The sequence below is a fragment of the Pseudomonas putida genome (assembly GCF_026625125.1).
Classification (GTDB): Bacteria; Pseudomonadota; Gammaproteobacteria; order Pseudomonadales; family Pseudomonadaceae; genus Aquipseudomonas; species Aquipseudomonas putida_X.
Map to the genome: position 1 here is coordinate 68,415 of NZ_CP113097.1, position 17,568 is coordinate 85,982.

The following is a 17,568-nucleotide window of genomic DNA, read 5'->3' on the forward strand; positions in this document are numbered from 1 at the left end:
AGGTTGTTCTCAACAAAAAGCCCGCGTAAGCGGGCTTTTTGCTTTGGGCGTGTTCAATCAAGCTTCCTGAGTTTCAGGTGAACCGCCCTCAGCTGATCTTTTTCATGCGCGAGTGTGAGTGAAGCATCTGCACGCATCACAAGCTGGTCGCCATGCCTGATGCAACTCTGCCCGAAAAGCGCGGGGTTTATCTGGGCCAGGCTGACCAGGGCCTTGAGCAATCGAAGGTCGACTTCTAGAAGGGCGGCGCCGTCTCTGCTGATAGGGGCAAAGAAATCGTCGAACAGATCATCCACCGTCAATGCTCGCAGGTGAACCCACTCGCAGCTTGTTCCCTGTTCCGGCTCGTAAACGTGGGCCTTGCCCCAGTGCGTCAGTGTCCTGAGGCCCCGGCCAATCACATCGATAGCGGTGCCCGGATCATTGACCGCCGGCGACAGCGCGCGGGACGCGATCTCCGATAGCACGCATAGCCCGAACCTCGGGTCATGCTCAAAGGTCCTTCGGGTGCCTATGGTCAACGTCGCCAGCAGGTCGTTGAGGCTTTGCTCATCAGGGTGTTCGCCACTCAATGGTACAACGCGAGCCACCGGCATACCGACGTGCACAAAACTCCCTGGGAGGACTTCCATATAAATCCGCATCTGTAGCGCTTTGGAAATGGCACTCAAGGCTTGCACATCGATATGTTGGATGTAGCCCGTCTGGTTGCTGGCAACTGTTTGCGCGGACAGCGGAAGTACAAGATCCATCGGGTACGCTGAGCCACCCAGATAGGGCCAGCGAGCGCGATGTGCTATGGCATCCATCGCTGCTTTTTCCACACGGTCAATGGTTTCTCCGACCCGTCCCAGTTTGGAAAGGTGATCGATCCAGCGCAGCAGTGTGTAAATGATCAGCGCCACGACAGCTAGCGTCACCGCAAAAAGCACGACACGCCCCTGGCTGCCGTAGAGGCCGGTACTCAGTGCGATGATGCCAACCAGGCTGAAGAGAAACGATCCGATGAATGTGGCCAGGGCGTTCTGGGTAGTGGTGTCCTCCATGACGAGGGTCGTGGCCCGGGGTGTCACTCCGCTACTGGCGGCCCCGTAAGCGGTGACCATCGTGCTCAATGAGAAGGTGGTGACAGCCAGCATGCTGGAGGCAATGATCCCGAGAATCTTGTCCACAGCATCTGCGCCGATGCGTGTTGGCAAGGTGTGCGGGATGAAATCTCTGAACACGATGGCAAGCAACGCAGTCGCTACACCCAGAAGGGAGAACAGCGTGGCTCTGAACCAGAGTCGCTTGGTAAGTTGTCCCGCTACCCAACGCCAACGCGCAATCATGTGCAGTACCTTCAAAAGACTGGTCGAATAGTTATCAGACTAGAGGTTTCAATCCAGAATCCGGCAAAAAACCCGCGCAAGCGGGTTTTTATGGTGGGCTGTAGGTTTCTACGCCTTAGTAGCCGCTGAGGATGCTAACGATCACCCCGGAAGCAATGGCCACCAATACGTAGTCGCCGTTGACGTACAGCCAACGGTGATCGCGTGGCGGTGGGGATAGATGCCGGGCTCGCCAGTCGGTCACCCAGTAGCGGTCGTTGCGATAGTGCGGGTCTACCACATGGCCACGCTGCCATTGCTGGTGAGGTATCGGCATCCCCGGTTGTGGATGGAAGTCTGGATTACGGTAGGAGTGAGCCTGGCCGTTGCCGGGTTTGCCATGTTGTTGCGGGTGGCCCTGATGCGAGCGGTCGCCATCGTGCCCCTGTGGCGGGCCGGGTTGGGCGAAGCTGGCCAGTGGTGCGCTGAACATCAAGGCAGCGCAGAGCACGGATAGGGTTTTTTTCATCGTATCTCGATCCTTTGCATGTAGACGTCCGGCGTGCTTCAACGAGACGCCGATTACGGTTAATGCTTCAGACCGTCGTTCGAGATGAGTAATCCCTGGCCAGAGGTAAAGGTCCGGTAAAGTATCGCTGGGCCCTAAGCCGGGTTCAGCCCCAGCGCTTTCAAGCGCCGATACAGCGTACGTTCACTCATGCCCAGGTGGCGCGCCAGCTCGCTGCGCGGGCCCGGAAACTGTTCCAGCGCCTGCGCCAGATCACCCAGGTCGCTGCGAGCGCGCCTCTTTTTCTCACCGGATGCGATTGGCGGGCCCACATCTTCCGGCAGATGTTCAGGCCGTATCAGCCCGTCATCGGCAAACAGGCGCGCCCTTTCCAGGATATTGCGCAGCTCGCGGATATTGCCTGGGAACCTATGCAGGGCCAATTGCTGAAGCGCAGCGTCGCTAAGACTGGCGGCAGGTTGGCCTGCCATGCGTTGCAGCAGGCTCTGCGCAAGCAGGGGCAGATCCTCTACGCGTTCGCGCAAGGCGGGCAGGCGGATCGGAAAGCCACTGATGCGGTAATACAGGTCTTCGCGGAACGTACCCTCTGCAACCATCTGCTTGAGCGGTTTGTGTGTTGCAGACACCAGGCGGAAATCTGCGTGCACGGTACGCAGGCTGCCGACTGGGCGGAAACTGCCGGATTCGATCAGGCGCAGCAATTTGACCTGCATCGCCAGTGGCACCTCACCAATCTCATCAAGGAACAGCGTGCCGCCATGGGCCGCTTCAGCCAGGCCGATCTTGCGCTGGTTGGCACCGGTAAAGGCTCCCTTCTCATAGCCGAACAGCTCGCTTTCGAACAGTGACTCGGTCAAACCGGTGCAGTCGACCACCACCAATGGGCCATTGGCCCGTGGGCTGCCCATATGGATCGCCCGGGCGAAAAGCTCTTTGCCTGTTCCGGATTCACCCTGCAGCAACACCGGGATCTGCGCGGGTGCCGCACGTTGCAGGCTGGCCAGCGCCGTTTTGAACGCTGGCGCCCGCCCGACCAAGCCCTGTTGTTGAGGTTGCGCCGAGGCCAGCGTGACCGTGGTCAGCCGTTCCACGAAGGCGACCACTCTGTCCTGCTCATCGAGGATCGGCCGCAGTTCCACATCCACATGTTCAGGCCCGCGCGGGGTGTGATGAATGTGCAGTACCCGTTCCGGCAGCTTGCTGTCCCAGGCCTTGCGCATGGGGCAATGCTCACCGGCCTGGTCGCAAGGCACGGCATAGTGATGGGAAACCCGGTGGCACTTCTCACCCAGTGGCGCACGGTCGTCACGGCCGAACTGGCGGCGATAGGCGGCATTGGCTGCGAGGATGTTGTAGTCGGTGTCCAGCACGATGGTAGGCAACGCATCGTGTTCGAGGTAGGAAACCAGAGCTAGGATGAGGGGATGGGATTCAGGCATGACGGCACCGATGGGCTAAGCCGTTGAGGGTAACAAGGACTGCCAAACACTGCCATTGGCTGACAGTCGACTGCCAGCGCAGCTGACAGACCGGCCTGCCTCGCGCCATCAGGGTTCGATTTTACGGGCGTTGGCATGGCCTGAACCCCTGGCATGCATCTTGATAAACCACCCGTAACTGCCTACGCCTCTAAATGGCGGGGTGGATTATTTGGAGACCGTGATGATCATCGGCAATAACCTTCAGGTGGACGCTTTTTTCGACGACGCCACCTCGACCATCAGCTACCTGGTGCTGGACCGTGAGACCAACCAGTGTGCGGTGATTGACAGCGTACTGGACTATGACCCCAAGTCAGGCCGCACCTGCACCGCCTCTGCTGACCGCCTGATTGATCGGGTTCACAGCCTTGGTGCCAAGGTGCAGTGGATTCTGGAAACCCATGTACACGCCGACCACCTTTCAGCCGCGGCGTATCTCAAGGAAAAGCTCGGCGGCCACACCGCCATTGGCGCGCAGATCACCAAGGTACAGAAAGTCTTCGGTGACTTGTTCAACGCCGAGCCCGGCTTTGCCCGTGATGGCAGCCAGTTCGATGTGTTGCTCATGGACGAGGAAGGCTTTCGCATAGGCAACCTGCACGCCCGCTCGCTGCACACGCCTGGGCATACCCCCGCTTGCATGAGTTACCTGGTAGAGGATGCGGGCGAAAAAGCGCTGTTCGTGGGCGACACTCTGTTCATGCCTGACTACGGTACCGCGCGCTGTGACTTCCCGGGCGCTGACGCTCGCACCCTGTACCAATCCATCCGCCGCCTGTTGGCTTTCCCTGACCAGACCCTGCTGTTCATGTGCCATGACTACCTGCCGGGGGGGCGCGACATGCGCTATGTCACCACCGTGGCTGAGCAGCGCGCCAGCAACATTCATGTCCACCAGGGCATTGATGAGGACAGCTTTGTCGCCATGCGTGAGGCGCGTGACAAGACCCTCGAAATGCCCGTGCTGATCCTGCCGTCAGTGCAGGTCAACATGCGCAGTGGCCATTTCCCACAACCGGAATCCAACGGCGTGAGCTACCTGAAGATCCCGTTGAACAAGCTCTGACAGCCCCACCCCATCGTTGGATTTTCCAGGATTTACGCCATGCCTGCCTTGTTGTCCCCTACTGATTCTTACCACCACAAGGTGGTCATCGTCGGTGCCGGCGCTGCCGGAATCGCCACTGCTGCCAGCCTCATCAGCCGCGACCCGTCACTGGATATCGCGGTGGTCGACCCAGCCGACATTCATTACTACCAGCCCGGCTGGACCATGGTCGGTGCCGGTGTGTTCAAGGCGCCGAGCACCGCACGTACCATGGCCTCGACCATTCCCCGTGGCGTGCGCTGGATCAGGGCGCGCGTGCAGGGGTTCGACCCGCAGGCCCAGCTGGTCATGCTCGAAGAGGGTCGCACCATCAGCTATGAACAGTTGGTGGTCTGCCCTGGCCTCAAGCTCGATTGGGCTGCCATTGACGGGCTCAGTGAGACCCTGGGGCGCAACGGCGTTACCTCCAACTACCGCTACGACCTGGCACCCTACACCTGGGAGCTTGTGCAGAACCTGAAGCAAGGCCGCGCCCTCTTCACTCAGCCACCGATGCCGATCAAGTGCGCCGGTGCGCCGCAAAAAGCGCTGTACCTGTCCTGCGACCACTGGCTGCGCCAGGGGCGGCTGGGCGATGTCAAAGCCTGCTTCTTCAATGCCGGTGCTGTGCTGTTCGGTGTGCCCGATTACGTACCGGCCCTGATGGCCTACATCGACAAGTACGGTGTAGACCTCAATTACAGCCACCGTCTGGTGGCAGTGGATGGCCCCAACAAGTGCGCCACCTTTGTCCGCACCTTGGCCGATGGCAGCACTGAAACCCGCACTGAAGCCTTCGATATGCTGCATGTGGTGCCGCCGCAGGTTGCCCCGGACTTCATTCGTCAAAGCCCATTGGCCGATGCCGCTGGCTGGGTCGATGTGGACCCGCATACCCTGCGTCATCGCCAGTTTGCCAACGTCCATGCACTGGGCGATGTGGCCGGCACCAGCAACGCCAAGACCGCAGCCGCTGCGCGCAAGCAGGCGCCGGTGGTTGCCAACAACGTGCTGGTGGGGTTAGGCAGGCTGGCTGACCTTGCTCAGTACGATGGCTATGGCTCCTGCCCGTTGACGGTCGAGCGCGGCAAGATTGTGCTTGCCGAGTTCACCTATGGCGGCAAGGTCGCGCCGAGCTTTCCGCGCTGGCTGCTGGATGGATGCCAGCCAACGCGTCTGGCTTGGCTGCTCAAGGCGCGAGTGCTGCCGCCGCTGTACTGGCAAGGCATGCTCAAGGGGCGGGAGTGGTTGGCGCGGCCCAAGCCGCTGGCTGCCGAGGCAGCCCAGTGATCGAGCATCAACTGTTCGGTGCCGGGCTGGGCGCCATCATTGGCGCAGTGCTGGCGTTGACTGGGGCGGGGGGCGGCATCCTGGCCGTGCCGCTGCTGGTGTTCGGTCTTGGCCTGTCTATGGCCGAAGCTGCGCCGATTGGCCTTCTTGCTGTAGGTCTTGCCGCTGGCGTAGGGGCGATCCTCGGCTTGCGCCAAGGGCTGGTGCGTTACCGCGCCGCGCTGTTCATCGCCCTGATCGGCATCGTCGCTGCACCGCTCGGGCTGATGCTCGCTCATCGTCTGCCCGATACCCCCTTGGCCCTGGTGTTCGCCGGCGTGCTGGTTTACGCGTGCCTGCGCATCTGGCGCAAGGCTGCCAGTGAGCTGCGTGGCGAGACCAACGGCGCGCACCGTTTCATCGAGCCGTGCGTGCTCAACCCGCTGCAGGGCCGTTTGCGCTGGACACTGCCCTGCGCGCGGGCGCTGGCCATCACCGGAGCACTCTCTGGATTGTTGTCCGGCTTGTTGGGGGTGGGGGGTGGCTTCGTGATCATCCCTGCCTTGAACCGCTACACCAACCTGCGCATGAAGAGCATCGTTTCGACCTCGCTGGCGGTGATCGCCCTGGTGTCCACAGGTAGCGTGGTCAGCGCCAGCCTGGCCGGGGTGATGCACTGGCAGGTCGGCGCACCTTTTGCCGTGGGGGCGGTGCTTGGCCTGCTGCTGGCCCGGCCACTGGCAACCCGGCTGGCCGGGCCTCGCCTGCAGCAGCTGTTCTCGGTGGTGGGCTTTGGGGCTGCCCTGCTGCTGGCCGGTAAGGCGCTACTCGGCTAGCAGCTCGGCCTGCTCCTGCGCGCACAGCGCCAGCAGGTAATCCCAGACCACCCGCAGGCGTACCGACTTGTGCAACTCACGCCGGGTGCATATCCAGTAGCTGCGCTGGATGGTTTCGCTGGGTAGTACCCGTACCAGTGTCGGGTCTTGGCGAGCCATGTAATTGGGCAGCACTGCGATGCCCAGGCCGGCGCGCGCAGCGGCTTGCTGGGCGATCACGCTGGTGCTGCGAAAGGCCACATTGGGCATCCGGCAGAAGCTGTTGAGAAACAGCAGCTCCTGGCTGAACAACAGGTCGTCGACATAGCCGATCCAGCTGTGCCGGGCCAGGTCTTCACGGTTGCGTAAAGGCGGGGCGCGGTCCAAGTAAGCCTGGCTGGCATACAAGGCTAGGCGGTAGTCTGTGAGTTTGCGGGTGATCAGCAGGTCGGCACTGGGGCGCTCCAGGTGAATGCTGATTTCCGCTTCGCGGTTGAGGATACTGACGAAGCGAGGCACGGCCACAAGCTCCACTTCCAGGCCCGGATACCGTTCGAACAGCGCGTTCATGCGTGGGGTGAAGAACATGATGCCGATGCCTTCGGTGACCCCAAGGCGAATCTTGCCCAGCGGCGTGATCGCCTGGGTGATTTCTTCCTGCGCCAGCAACGCGACATTCTCCATGGCTTCTGCGTGCTTGAGCAACGCCTGGCCGGAGGGGGTCAATTCGTACCCCTGCGCGTGTTGCACGAACAGCGGCGTGCCCAGGCATTTCTCGATGCTTTCGATATGCCGAGCAACCGTGCTATGGGTCGTGTTGAGACGCTTGGCAGCGCTGAGCAGGCGGCCACTGCGCTGCAACTCGAGGAAAAACCGCAGATCATTCCAGTCGAACATGCATCCTTTCCCTGTTTGTCGCTGTGCTAAAACGCACAACGGCTGCGCGAAATCTCGTGTTTCCTCAGCGAAATTAATCAATAAGATGTACGACGACAAGAATAAAAATCAGGCGCGAGGTTGCACATGCCATCAGCCGATTCTGTCTTCGACTACGTCATCGTAGGCGCTGGCCCTGCCGGTTGCCTGCTGGCCAATCGTTTGTCCGCCGACCCGTCCTGCCGCGTCTTGCTGCTGGAGGCTGGGGGCCGCGATAATTACCCCTGGATTCACATCCCCGTCGGTTATCTTTACTGCATCGGCAACCCCCGCACTGACTGGTGCTTCAAGACCGAAGCGCAGACCGGCCTGGATGGTCGCAGCCTGGGTTATCCCCGGGGCAAGGTGCTGGGGGGATGCTCATCGATCAACGGCATGATCTACATGCGTGGCCAGGCTGCGGACTATGATCATTGGGCCGAACAGGGCAACGACGGCTGGGCCTGGAAGGACGTGCTGCCGCTGTTCAAGGCCAGTGAGAATCATTTTGCAGGCAGCAGTGATCACCATGGCGCCACGGGCGAATGGCGGGTGGAGCGCCAGCGCTACAGCTGGCCGATCCTCGATGCATTCCGAGACGCTGCCGAACAGAGCGGTATCGCCAAGGTTGATGATTTCAATACCGGCGACAACCAAGGCTGTGGATACTTTCAGGTCAACCAGCGCAGCGGTGTGCGCTGGAACGCATCGAAGGCGTTCTTACGGCCTGTGCATAACCGTTCCAACCTAACCGTGTTGACCAGCGTCCAGGTTGATCAGGTGCTGCTGAACAATACCCGCGCCCGCGCAGTGAAAGCATTTTGGCGCGGCGCCTGGCACGAGTTCGCGGCGCGCCGCGAGATCATCCTGTGTGCAGGGGCGGTGGGTTCGCCCGGCATTCTGCAGCGCTCCGGCATTGGCCCGCGCAGGTTGCTGGAAACGCTCGGCATCGGTGTACGGCACGACATGCCCGGTGTCGGTGGCAACCTGCAGGACCACCTGCAATTGCGCCTGATCTATCAGATCGGCAATACCAGAACGCTCAACCAGATGGCCAACAGCCTGTGGGGCAAGATGGGCATGGGCCTGCGCTATCTCTACGACCGCAGTGGCCCGCTGGCCATGGCCCCGAGCCAGCTCGGGGCGTTCGTACGCTCCAGCCCCGAGCAGCGCACCGCCAACCTGCAATACCACATACAACCGCTGTCGCTGGAACGCTTCGGCGAGCCGCTGCACCGCTTCCCTGCCTTCACCGCTTCGGTTTGCAACCTGCGCCCGGTTAGCCGTGGGCGCATCGACATCCGTAGCTCGGACATGAACAGCGCGCCACTGATCGACCCCAACTACCTCAGCGACCCTCAAGACCTGCGCGTTGCCGCCGAGGCCATCCGTATCACACGCCGCATCGTCCAGGCCCCTGCCCTCGCCGCTTTCGAGCCGAAGGAATACCTGCCAGGCCCTGCCCTGCAGACCGAGGAGCAGCTGTTCGAAGCGGCCGGCAAGATCGGCACCACCATCTTCCACCCAGTCGGGAGCTGCCGTATGGGCAACGGCCCCCTGGACGTTGTGGATAACCAGCTGCGGGTGCACGGCATCCCCGGCCTGCGGGTCGCGGATGCTTCCATCATGCCGCAGATCACCTCTGGCAATACTTGTTCACCCACCCTGATGATCGCCGAAAAGGCGGCCCAACTCATTCTCAAGGGAGCAGCGACGCAAACCTGCCTGAACGAAGACGCGTTACCGACGCCCTGACCCGGGTGCGTGCAGTACCGGCAGCTTGCGGTCAGAAGCTGCCGACAGTGGAACAACAAGAATAATCACTGTGGCCTGCGGGCCGAGGACAGCAACGATGTCGGATTACATCCAAGAACAGGGGGCGACGGCGAGCAGCCCAAGCCGTCGTGAAGAACGCAAGATCATTTTCGCGTCATCCCTCGGGACGGTTTTCGAGTGGTATGACTTTTTTCTCTACGGTGCGCTGGCGGCGGTGATCAGCAAGCAGTTCTTCGCTGGCGTCAACGACACCACCGCTTTCATCTTTGCCCTGATGGCATTCGCCGCTGGTTTCCTGGTACGGCCCTTTGGCGCGCTGGTGTTCGGCCGGCTGGGTGACATGATCGGGCGAAAATACACCTTCCTGATCACCATCGTGCTGATGGGGCTATCCACGTTTGCCGTTGGCTTGCTGCCCACCTATGCAAGCATCGGCATTGCCGCGCCGATCATTCTGGTGGTGTTGCGCATGCTGCAGGGGCTGGCGCTGGGGGGCGAGTATGGTGGCGCGGCGACCTATGTGGCCGAACACGCACCGCCCGGCAAGCGTGGCTTGCACACGGGCTTCATCCAGTCCACTGCCACCCTCGGGCTGCTGTTGTCATTGCTGGTGGTGCTGGGCAGCCGCTACATCAGCGGCGATCAGTTCGAGACCTGGGGCTGGCGCTTGCCGTTCCTGCTGTCGATCGTGCTGCTGGGCATTTCCACCTGGATCCGCATGAGCATGCACGAGTCGCCGGCCTTCGTGAAAATGAAGGCCCAGGGCAAGGTCAGCAAGTCGCCAATCCGCGAGTCGTTCACTTCCTGGCCAAACCTCAAAGTGGTGCTTACCGCACTGTTCAGCATCAACGCCGGCCAGGCCGTGACGTTCTATACGGCGCAGTTCTATGTGCTGTTCTTCATGACCCAGATGCTCAAGATGGATCCTTCCCAGGCCAACACCTTGCTCATCATCAGTGTGGTAATCGGTGCGCCGTTCTTTGTGTTCTTTGGCTGGCTGTCCGACCGCATCGGCCGCAAGCCTATCTTGATGCTCGGCCTGTTGCTGGCCACGGTGTTGTACTTCCCGCTGTTCAAGGCGCTGAGCCACTACGCCAACCCGCAGATCGACGCCGCGAGCCGTCAGGCGCCGATCGTGGTCACCGCTGACCCGCAAGGTTGTACCTTCCAGTTCGACCCAGTCGGCAAGGCGCGTTTCGACAGCCCGTGTGACAAGGTCAAGACCTTCCTGGTCAAACAGGGCCTGCCTTACAGCTCGGTGAATGTCGCGGGCAGCCAAGTGGTCGTGAACATTGGCGACAAGACCATTAACGGTTTTGACGAATCAGCCATGCGCAACGCCATCGAGCAAGCAGGTTACCCAGCCAAGGCAGACCCCTCGCAGGTCAACCAGGTGATGGTAGTGGTGCTGATCGTTGCGATGATCCTGATCGCAACCATGACCTACGGGCCGCTGGCGGCAGTCATGGTGGAGCTGTTCCCGACGCGCATCCGCTATACCTCGATGTCGCTGCCCTATCACATTGGCAATGGCTGGTTCGGCGGTTTCTTGCCCACGGTTTCGTTCGCGCTGGTGGTGTATACCGGGGATATCTTCTACGGCTTGTGGTACCCGGTGCTGGTCACCGGGATCAGCTTGGTGGTGGGCATCTTCTGCCTGAAAGAAACCAGAGACGTGGATATCGACAAGGTCTGATGATGTCTTGAAGCCATAAAAAAACCGGCTGTAAAAGCCGGTTTTCTTATGCCTCAAAAAAACTTATGCACGATTTTCAGGAAAATGTCATACACAAAAATATATAGCTAATTCATAGGCTTAGCTATCGAGTGAGGTATTTCGTCGAAAAATTGCTAACAAGTTATCCACAGATCGTCAGGCTATCTGCTCGTGCGGTTTTTCATCCACCGGTGGCAACGAACCCAAGCGCCGCTGAGTCGCTTCGTTCCAGGCTGCGGCACGGTCATTGAGCTCTGCAATGGCACGCGGGCCGGTGCCATTGGCATACATCGGCTCCCCGATCACCACCTCGATGGTGCCGGAGCGCTTGCCCCACCCTGACTTGGGCCAGTACTTGCCGGCGTTATGCGCGATCGGCAGCACTGGCAGCCCGGCATTGACCGCCAGCGCGGTACCGCCACGGGAAAACTTGCCCACGGTGCCAAAGGGTACCCGAGTACCTTCCGGGAAGATCAGCACCCAAACCTTCTGCTTGAGCAACTCGTCACCCTTGCTCGCCACCTGGCGCAACGCTTCCTTGGGGTTGTCGCGGTTGATCGCGATCGGCCGCAGCATGGCCATGGCCCAGCCAAAGAACGGCACGTACAGCAGTTCACGCTTGAGCACCTGGCTCAATGGCGAGAAATAGGCTGACAGGAAGAATGTCTCCCAGGTGCTCTGGTGGTTGGACAGGATCACACAGGGTTCCTTGGGCACATTCTCGGCACCCGTGACCTTGTAGTGGATACCCAGGATCACCCGCGCCAGCAGCACGGCAAAACGGCACCAGTAGACGTTGATGAAGCGGTAGCGCTTATGAAACGGCAAAAATGGCGCGATAAAAAAGCTCAGCGAGCACCACAGCAGCGAGCTGGTGCCCAGCAGCAGGTAAAAAAGAAAGATTCTGATCGCCTGCAGGATCGACATAGTGGCATGTACCGTTGCGGGCTTGCCCGCCTGATAAAAATGCGCCCTCAGGCGCATTGTTTAGATTAGTTCTCTGGCGATAGCTGCCAGATCGTCGAAAATCAGTGTGGTTTGCGCGACGCCCTTTTCTAGCGTGCGCTCGCCTTTGCCGGTTTTCACCAGCACCGGTTGTGCACCGACGGCCAGGGCGGCCTCCAGGTCACCTTTACTGTCGCCGACGAACCATACGCCGCGCAGGTCGGCCTGATAATGTTCGGCGATAGCCCGCAACATGCCGGGCTTGGGCTTGCGGCATTCACAACCCTCGTCCGGCCCATGTGGGCAATACACGATGTGGCCGATTTCGCCGCCTTGCTCTGCCACCAGCGTGCGCAGACGCGCATGCATGGCTTCGAGTGTTGCCAGCGAATAGTAGCCACGGGCAATGCCGGACTGGTTGGTGGCCACGGCCACCGTCCAGCCCGCTTTGCTCAACTGCGCAATGGCCTCGATCGAGCCGGGGATCGGTATCCACTCCTCCAGCGACTTGATGTAGGCGTCGGAGTCCTGGTTGATCACCCCGTCACGATCGAGAATCAGCAGTTTCAAGGCTTACCCCAGCAGCGAAATATCGGCAACGCCCAGGAACAGGCCGCGCAGGCGGCTGAGCAGGGCATAACGGTTGGCGCGAACTTTGGCGTCCTCGGCGTTGACCATCACGGCCTCGAAGAAGGCGTCGACCGGATCACGCAGGGCCGCAAGGCGGGCCAGCGATTCGCTGTACTGACGTGCAGCGGCCATCGGTTGCACAGCCTGGTCGGCTTGCTGGATCGCCGAGTACAGCGAGAACTCGTTGGCGTTGTCGAAGTACTTCGGCTCGACCTGTTCGGCAATGGCGCCTTCGGCTTTGCCCAGCAGGTTCGACACGCGCTTGTTCACCGCGGCCAGCGCCTCGGCTTCGGGCAGCTTGCGGAAGGCCTGCACGGCCTGCACACGCTGGTCGAAGTCCAAAGCCGAACCCGGCTTCAGGGCACGAACCGACAGGTAGGTGGCAACGTCGATGCCTTCGTCTTCGTAACGCGCACGCAGGCGGTCGAAGATGAACTCCAGCACCTGCTCGGCCAGGCCGGCGGCCTTGACCTGGGCACCGAACTGCTTGACCGCGAATTCGACCGCAGTGGTCAGGTCCAGGTCCAGTTGCTTCTCGATCAGGATACGCAGCACGCCCAGGGCGGCGCGGCGCAAGGCATACGGGTCTTTGCTGCCGGTGGGCAGCATGCCGATGCCGAAGATGCCGACCAGAGTGTCGAGCTTGTCGGCGATGGCCACCGCAGCACCGGTCAGGGTCTGCGGCAGCTCGGCGCCAGCACCACGCGGCATGTACTGCTCGTTCAGCGCCAGGGCGACGTCTTGCGGTTCACCGTCGTTGAGCGCGTAGTAGTAACCGGCAACGCCCTGCATTTCTGGGAATTCGCCGACCATCTCGGTGGCCAGGTCGCACTTGGACAGCAGCCCGGCGCGGCCAGCGCGCTGGGCGTCACCGCCGATCAGCGGGGCAATGTACGCGGCAAGCCGGGATACACGCTCGGCCTTGTCGTAGACGGTGCCCAACTGCGCCTGGAAGACGACGTTCTTCAGGCGCTCGTTGAAGGTTTCGAGCGGCTGCTTCTTGTCCTGCTTGAAGAAGAACTCGGCGTCGGTCAGGCGCGGGCGCACTACCTTCTCGTTACCCGAGACGATCTGCTTGGGGTCACGGCTTTCGACGTTGGCCACGGTGATGAAGCGCGGCAGCAGTTTGCCTTCGCTGTCCAGCAGGCAGAAGTACTTCTGGTTGTCCTGCATGGTGGTGATCAAGGCTTCCTGCGGCACCTCGAGGAAGCGCTCCTCGAACGAGCACACCAGCGGTACCGGCCACTCCACCAGCGCAGTTACCTCATCCAGCAGTGCCGGCGGCACGATGGCAGTGCCTTCCTGCTGCATGGCCAGTTCGCTGGTGCGCTTGGCGATCAGCTCGCGGCGTTCGGCGAAGTCGGCCAGCACGTAGGCTTTGCGCAGGTCTTCGACGTAGTTGGCCGGGGTGGTGATGACCACGTTCTGCGGATGGTGGAAGCGGTGGCCACGGGACTCACGGCCGGCTTGCTGCGAAAGGATGGTGCAGTCAACCACCTGATCGCCCAGCAGCATCACCAGCCATTGGGTCGGGCGCACGAACTCTTCACGGCTAGCGGCCCAGCGCATGCGCTTGGGGATCGGCAGGTCGTTTAGCGAATCTTCGACGATGGTCGGCAGCAGGCTGGCGGTGGCTTTGCCCGGGATGTGTTGGGAGAAGCGCAGCTTGGCGCCGCTCTGGTCGATTTCCGACAGCTCTACCCCGCACTTCTTGGCAAAGCCCAAGGCAGCCTGGGTCGGCTCGCCGTCTTTGAAGGCAGCCTGCAGGGGCGGGCCGTCGATATTGATGCTACGGTCAGGCTGCTGTACATCCAGCTGGCGAATCAGCACGGCCAGACGACGCGGCGCGGCGTACACCTGCTTGCCGGTGTAGTTCAGGCCAGCGGCCTGCAGGCCTTTTTCGATGCCGGCCAGGAAAGCGTCACCGAGGGTGGCCAGGGCTTTGGGAGGCAGCTCTTCGGTGCCCAGTTCTACCAGGAAATCTTGAGCACTCATTGTGCAGCCTCCAGCTTCGCCAACACTTCGTCACGCAGTTCAGGGGTGGCCATCGGGAAGCCCAGGCGTGCGCGGGCTTGCAGATAGCTTTGCGCCACGTCCCGGGCCAGGGTACGCACACGCAGGATGTAACGCTGGCGTTCGGTCACCGAGATGGCGCGACGGGCGTCGAGCAGGTTGAAGGTGTGCGAGGCCTTGAGCACCATTTCATAGGTCGGCAGCGGCAGGTCCAGCTTGATCAGGCGGTTGGCTTCGCTTTCGTAGAAGTCGAACAGCTCGAACAGTTTCTCGACGTTGGCGTGCTCGAAGTTGTAGGTCGACTGCTCCACTTCGTTCTGGTGGAACACGTCGCCATAGGTGACCTTGCCGAACGGGCCGTCGGCCCATACCAGGTCGTACACCGAGTCGACACCCTGGATGTACATGGCCAGGCGCTCCAGGCCGTAGGTGATTTCACCGGTGACCGGGTAGCACTCGATGCCGCCTACTTGCTGGAAGTAGGTGAACTGGGTCACTTCCATGCCGTTGAGCCAGATTTCCCAGCCCAGGCCCCAGGCGCCCAGGGTCGGCGATTCCCAGTTGTCTTCGACGAAACGGATATCGTGGACCAGCGGATCCAGGCCGATGGCTTTCAGCGAGCCGAGGTACAGCTCCTGGAAGTTGGCCGGGTTGGGCTTGAGCACCACCTGGAACTGGTAGTAGTGCTGCAGGCGGTTGGGGTTTTCGCCATACCGCCCGTCGGCAGGGCGACGGCTGGGCTGCACGTAGGCGGCGTTCCAGGTTTCTGGGCCGACGGCGCGCAGGAATGTAGCGGTATGGAAAGTGCCGGCGCCTACTTCCATATCGTAGGGCTGAAGCACCACACAACCTTGAGCTGCCCAGTAGTTTTGCAGGGCGAGGATCAGGTCTTGGAAGGTACGCACGGCTGGCGTAGGCTGGCTCACGAAATTCACCTGTATCTGGGGATGCGGATGTAAAGAGCGGGAGTATAACCTGATTCGCCTCGCCCTCTACTCATTGGAGCCTTATGCCACGCTGCTTTTGGTGTACCGACGATCCGTTGTACCAGGCCTACCACGACCAGGAATGGGGAACACCGCAGCGTGATCCGGCGTTGCTGTTCGAGATGCTTTTGCTCGAAGGGTTCCAGGCGGGGCTTTCATGGATCACCGTCTTGCGTAAACGCGAGCGCTATCGTGAGGTGCTGCACGGCTTCGACCCGGTGAAGCTTTCGCAGATGAGCGATGAGCGCATCGAAGAGCTGATGCTCGATGCCGGCATCATCCGCAACCGCCTCAAGCTCAAGGCTGTGCGGCGCAACGCCCAGGCCTGGCTGGCTGTGGATAACCCGGCCGAATGGCTGTGGTCGTTCGTCGGCGGCGAGCCGAAGATCAACCATTTCACTGCCCGTAGCGAAGTGCCGGCGGTCACCGACGAGGCCAAGGCGATGAGCAAGGCGCTGCTCAAAGCCGGCTTTACCTTCGTCGGCCCGACCATCTGCTACGCCTTCATGCAGGCTACCGGCATGGTCATGGATCACACCACCGATTGTGATCGTTACGCCGCCTTGCTGCGCTGAAGGGTTACAATGCGCGCCTTGCTGAAATAAGGAACTGGCCTGTGGAAAAGTTCAAAGGCGCCCTGATGGTCGGGGTGCTGCGTCTGTTTGCCAAGCTGCCCTGGGGCGCAGTGCAACGCGTCGGCGCCGGGATCGGCTGGCTGATGTGGAAAGTCCCCAACGGTTCGCGCAATGTCGTGCGCATCAACCTCGCCAAGTGTTTCCCTGAGATGGACCCGGTCGAGCGCGAGCAACTGGTCGGCCGTGCCCTGAGAGACATCGGCAAATCCTTTGTCGAAAGTGCCTGTGCCTGGATCTGGCCGCCCCAGCGTTCGCTTGATCTGGTCAAGGAAGTGCACGGCCTGGAAGTGCTGGAGCAGGCGTTGGCCTCAGGCAAGGGTGTGGTCGGCATCACCAGCCACCTGGGTAACTGGGAAGTGCTCAACCACTTCTACTGCAACCAGTGCAAACCGATCATCTTCTACCGCCCGCCGAAGCTCAAGGCTGTGGATGACCTGCTACGTGAACAGCGGGTACAGATGGGCAACCGTGTCGCGCCTTCGACCAAGGAAGGCATCCTCAGCGTGATCAAGGAGGTGCGCCGCGGTGGGCAGGTGGGGATTCCCGCCGACCCGGAGCCTGCGGAATCGGCCGGCGTGTTCGTGCCATTCCTGGGCACCCAGGCGCTGACCAGCAAGTTCGTGCCGAACATGCTGGCCGGTGGCAAGGCGGTGGGGGTGTTCCTGCATGCCCTGCGCTTGCCGGATGGCTCGGGCTTCAAGGTGTTTCTGGAAGCTGCGCCAGAAGAGATGTACAGCACGGATGTGAACGTGTCGGCGGCGGCCATGAGCAAGGTGGTCGAGCGCTATGTGCGCCAATACCCGAGCCAGTACATGTGGAGCATGAAGCGCTTCAAGAAGCGCCCGGCGGGCGAGCCGCGCTGGTATTGAGGTTGTTGGGGGCGCCTTCGTCCTGGGTTTTCAATCAGGGCGGATGGCACGCTTGCGAGGATTAGCTTTGCGGGGGCTTGAGTCTTGCACCGAATTTACCGGCCCTATCGCCGGCAAGCCGGCTCCCACAAAAAAACCGCTGCTTCCAAAGGTACCTCGCTGGTTCCACAGATACCCTGCTCTCCCACAGGTACTGCGCTGTTCTCAAGCACAGCGCAAACCCGGTGGGAGCCGGCTTGCCGGCGATGGGCTGCACAGCAGCCCCGGCACTTCAGACCTTGTTCAGCTTCTTGAGAAACACCGCCATTTCCTTCTCGGCCTGCTTGTCCCCATGGGCCTGCGCCGCCAAGACCCCGTCCTCCCAGGCCCTGCGCGCCGCCGTCAGGTCACCCTGCAATTGGTACGCCTTGCCAAGCAGCTTCCACGCTGCCGAATACGTTGGGTCCTGTTCCACGCAACGGGCCAGATGCACCGCCGCTTCGGCGCCATTGCCCTCGTCCAGCCAGGCCTTGCCCAGGCCAAACCGCAGCAGCGGGTTATCCACACCCTTGGCCAGCATCTTCTCCAGCGATTCGCGCATGCCCGCCTCCT

At 61.2% G+C, this 17,568-nt stretch carries 16 protein-coding genes; 7 read left to right on the top strand and 9 right to left on the bottom strand.

Annotated features, from left to right (window positions below):
• Positions 1 to 53 precede the first annotated feature (53 nt).
• The 3 genes from OSW16_RS00320 to OSW16_RS00330 form a co-directional block, all read right to left on the bottom strand.
• On the bottom strand, positions 54 to 1,331 hold the full coding sequence (locus OSW16_RS00320; RefSeq protein WP_267819904.1) for a DUF2254 domain-containing protein: 1,278 nt from the start codon (positions 1,329 to 1,331) through the stop codon (positions 54 to 56).
• Between the two features lie 115 nt (positions 1,332 to 1,446).
• On the bottom strand, positions 1,447 to 1,839 hold the full coding sequence (locus OSW16_RS00325) for an RcnB family protein (protein WP_267819906.1): 393 nt from the start codon (positions 1,837 to 1,839) through the stop codon (positions 1,447 to 1,449).
• Positions 1,840 to 1,973: 134 nt separating this feature from the next.
• Entirely contained in the window at positions 1,974 to 3,278 is a 1,305-nt protein-coding gene (locus OSW16_RS00330) for a sigma-54 interaction domain-containing protein (protein ID WP_267819908.1), read from the bottom strand.
• Positions 3,279 to 3,501: 223 nt separating this feature from the next.
• On the opposite strand from OSW16_RS00330, the gene OSW16_RS00335 reads away from it, so the two are divergent.
• From OSW16_RS00335 to OSW16_RS00345, 3 genes are read left to right on the top strand one after another with little or no spacing between them, the layout of a single operon-like run.
• Positions 3,502 to 4,386 (top strand): MBL fold metallo-hydrolase, encoded by an 885-nt coding sequence (locus tag OSW16_RS00335; protein WP_241806654.1) that lies wholly within the window; start codon positions 3,502 to 3,504, stop codon positions 4,384 to 4,386.
• A gap of 39 nt (positions 4,387 to 4,425) precedes the next feature.
• Positions 4,426 to 5,697 (top strand): NAD(P)/FAD-dependent oxidoreductase, encoded by a 1,272-nt coding sequence (locus OSW16_RS00340; protein ID WP_267819910.1) that lies wholly within the window; start codon positions 4,426 to 4,428, stop codon positions 5,695 to 5,697.
• On the top strand, positions 5,694 to 6,512 hold the full coding sequence (locus OSW16_RS00345) for a sulfite exporter TauE/SafE family protein (protein ID WP_241806656.1): 819 nt from the start codon (positions 5,694 to 5,696) through the stop codon (positions 6,510 to 6,512). Before OSW16_RS00340 ends, OSW16_RS00345 begins: the two co-directional genes overlap by 4 nt.
• On the opposite strand, the gene OSW16_RS00350 is transcribed toward OSW16_RS00345, so the two are convergent.
• Positions 6,501 to 7,388, bottom strand: coding sequence for a LysR family transcriptional regulator (locus OSW16_RS00350; protein WP_267819912.1), 888 nt, complete (start codon positions 7,386 to 7,388; stop codon positions 6,501 to 6,503). The genes OSW16_RS00345 and OSW16_RS00350 overlap by 12 nt on opposite strands.
• 126 nt (positions 7,389 to 7,514) lie before the next feature.
• On the opposite strand from OSW16_RS00350, the gene OSW16_RS00355 reads away from it, so the two are divergent.
• Positions 7,515 to 9,161 (top strand): GMC family oxidoreductase, encoded by a 1,647-nt coding sequence (locus OSW16_RS00355; protein ID WP_267819914.1) that lies wholly within the window; start codon positions 7,515 to 7,517, stop codon positions 9,159 to 9,161.
• A gap of 97 nt (positions 9,162 to 9,258) precedes the next feature.
• Positions 9,259 to 10,878 (top strand): MFS transporter, encoded by a 1,620-nt coding sequence (locus OSW16_RS00360; protein WP_241806659.1) that lies wholly within the window; start codon positions 9,259 to 9,261, stop codon positions 10,876 to 10,878.
• Positions 10,879 to 11,055: 177 nt separating this feature from the next.
• Here the strand turns inward: OSW16_RS00360 and OSW16_RS00365 are convergent, their stop codons facing one another.
• Genes OSW16_RS00365 through glyQ form a run of 4 tightly spaced genes read right to left on the bottom strand, consistent with a single transcriptional unit; the run spans position 11,056 to position 15,413 of the window.
• Positions 11,056 to 11,826, bottom strand: a complete 771-nt coding sequence (locus OSW16_RS00365; RefSeq protein WP_241806660.1) for a lysophospholipid acyltransferase family protein — start codon at positions 11,824 to 11,826, stop codon at positions 11,056 to 11,058.
• Positions 11,827 to 11,886: 60 nt separating this feature from the next.
• The gene (gmhB, locus tag OSW16_RS00370; protein ID WP_241806661.1) at positions 11,887 to 12,414 is read right to left on the bottom strand and encodes a D-glycero-beta-D-manno-heptose 1,7-bisphosphate 7-phosphatase; all 528 of its coding nucleotides are present in this window, start codon (positions 12,412 to 12,414) and stop codon (positions 11,887 to 11,889) included.
• Positions 12,415 to 12,417: 3 nt separating this feature from the next.
• Positions 12,418 to 14,469 (bottom strand): glycine--tRNA ligase subunit beta, encoded by a 2,052-nt coding sequence (glyS, locus tag OSW16_RS00375; protein WP_267819918.1) that lies wholly within the window; start codon positions 14,467 to 14,469, stop codon positions 12,418 to 12,420.
• Complete coding sequence (gene glyQ / locus OSW16_RS00380) at positions 14,466 to 15,413, bottom strand: glycine--tRNA ligase subunit alpha (RefSeq protein WP_012312032.1); 948 nt, start codon at positions 15,411 to 15,413, stop codon at positions 14,466 to 14,468. Before glyQ ends, glyS begins: the two co-directional genes overlap by 4 nt.
• An 83-nt stretch (positions 15,414 to 15,496) precedes the next feature.
• Here glyQ and OSW16_RS00385 point away from each other — a divergent pair, with 83 nt between their 5' ends.
• A complete protein-coding gene (locus OSW16_RS00385; protein WP_241806663.1) occupies positions 15,497 to 16,048 on the top strand; it encodes a DNA-3-methyladenine glycosylase I in 552 nt (183 codons plus the stop codon).
• A gap of 41 nt (positions 16,049 to 16,089) precedes the next feature.
• Entirely contained in the window at positions 16,090 to 16,977 is an 888-nt protein-coding gene (locus OSW16_RS00390) for a lysophospholipid acyltransferase (protein WP_241806664.1), read from the top strand.
• A 271-nt stretch (positions 16,978 to 17,248) separates the two neighbouring features.
• On the opposite strand, the gene OSW16_RS00395 is transcribed toward OSW16_RS00390, so the two are convergent.
• Positions 17,249 to 17,557 carry a tetratricopeptide repeat protein gene (locus OSW16_RS00395; protein ID WP_267819921.1) on the bottom strand — a complete coding sequence of 103 codons (309 nt, stop codon included), beginning with the start codon at positions 17,555 to 17,557 and terminating at the stop codon, positions 17,249 to 17,251.
• Positions 17,558 to 17,568 lie beyond the last annotated feature (11 nt).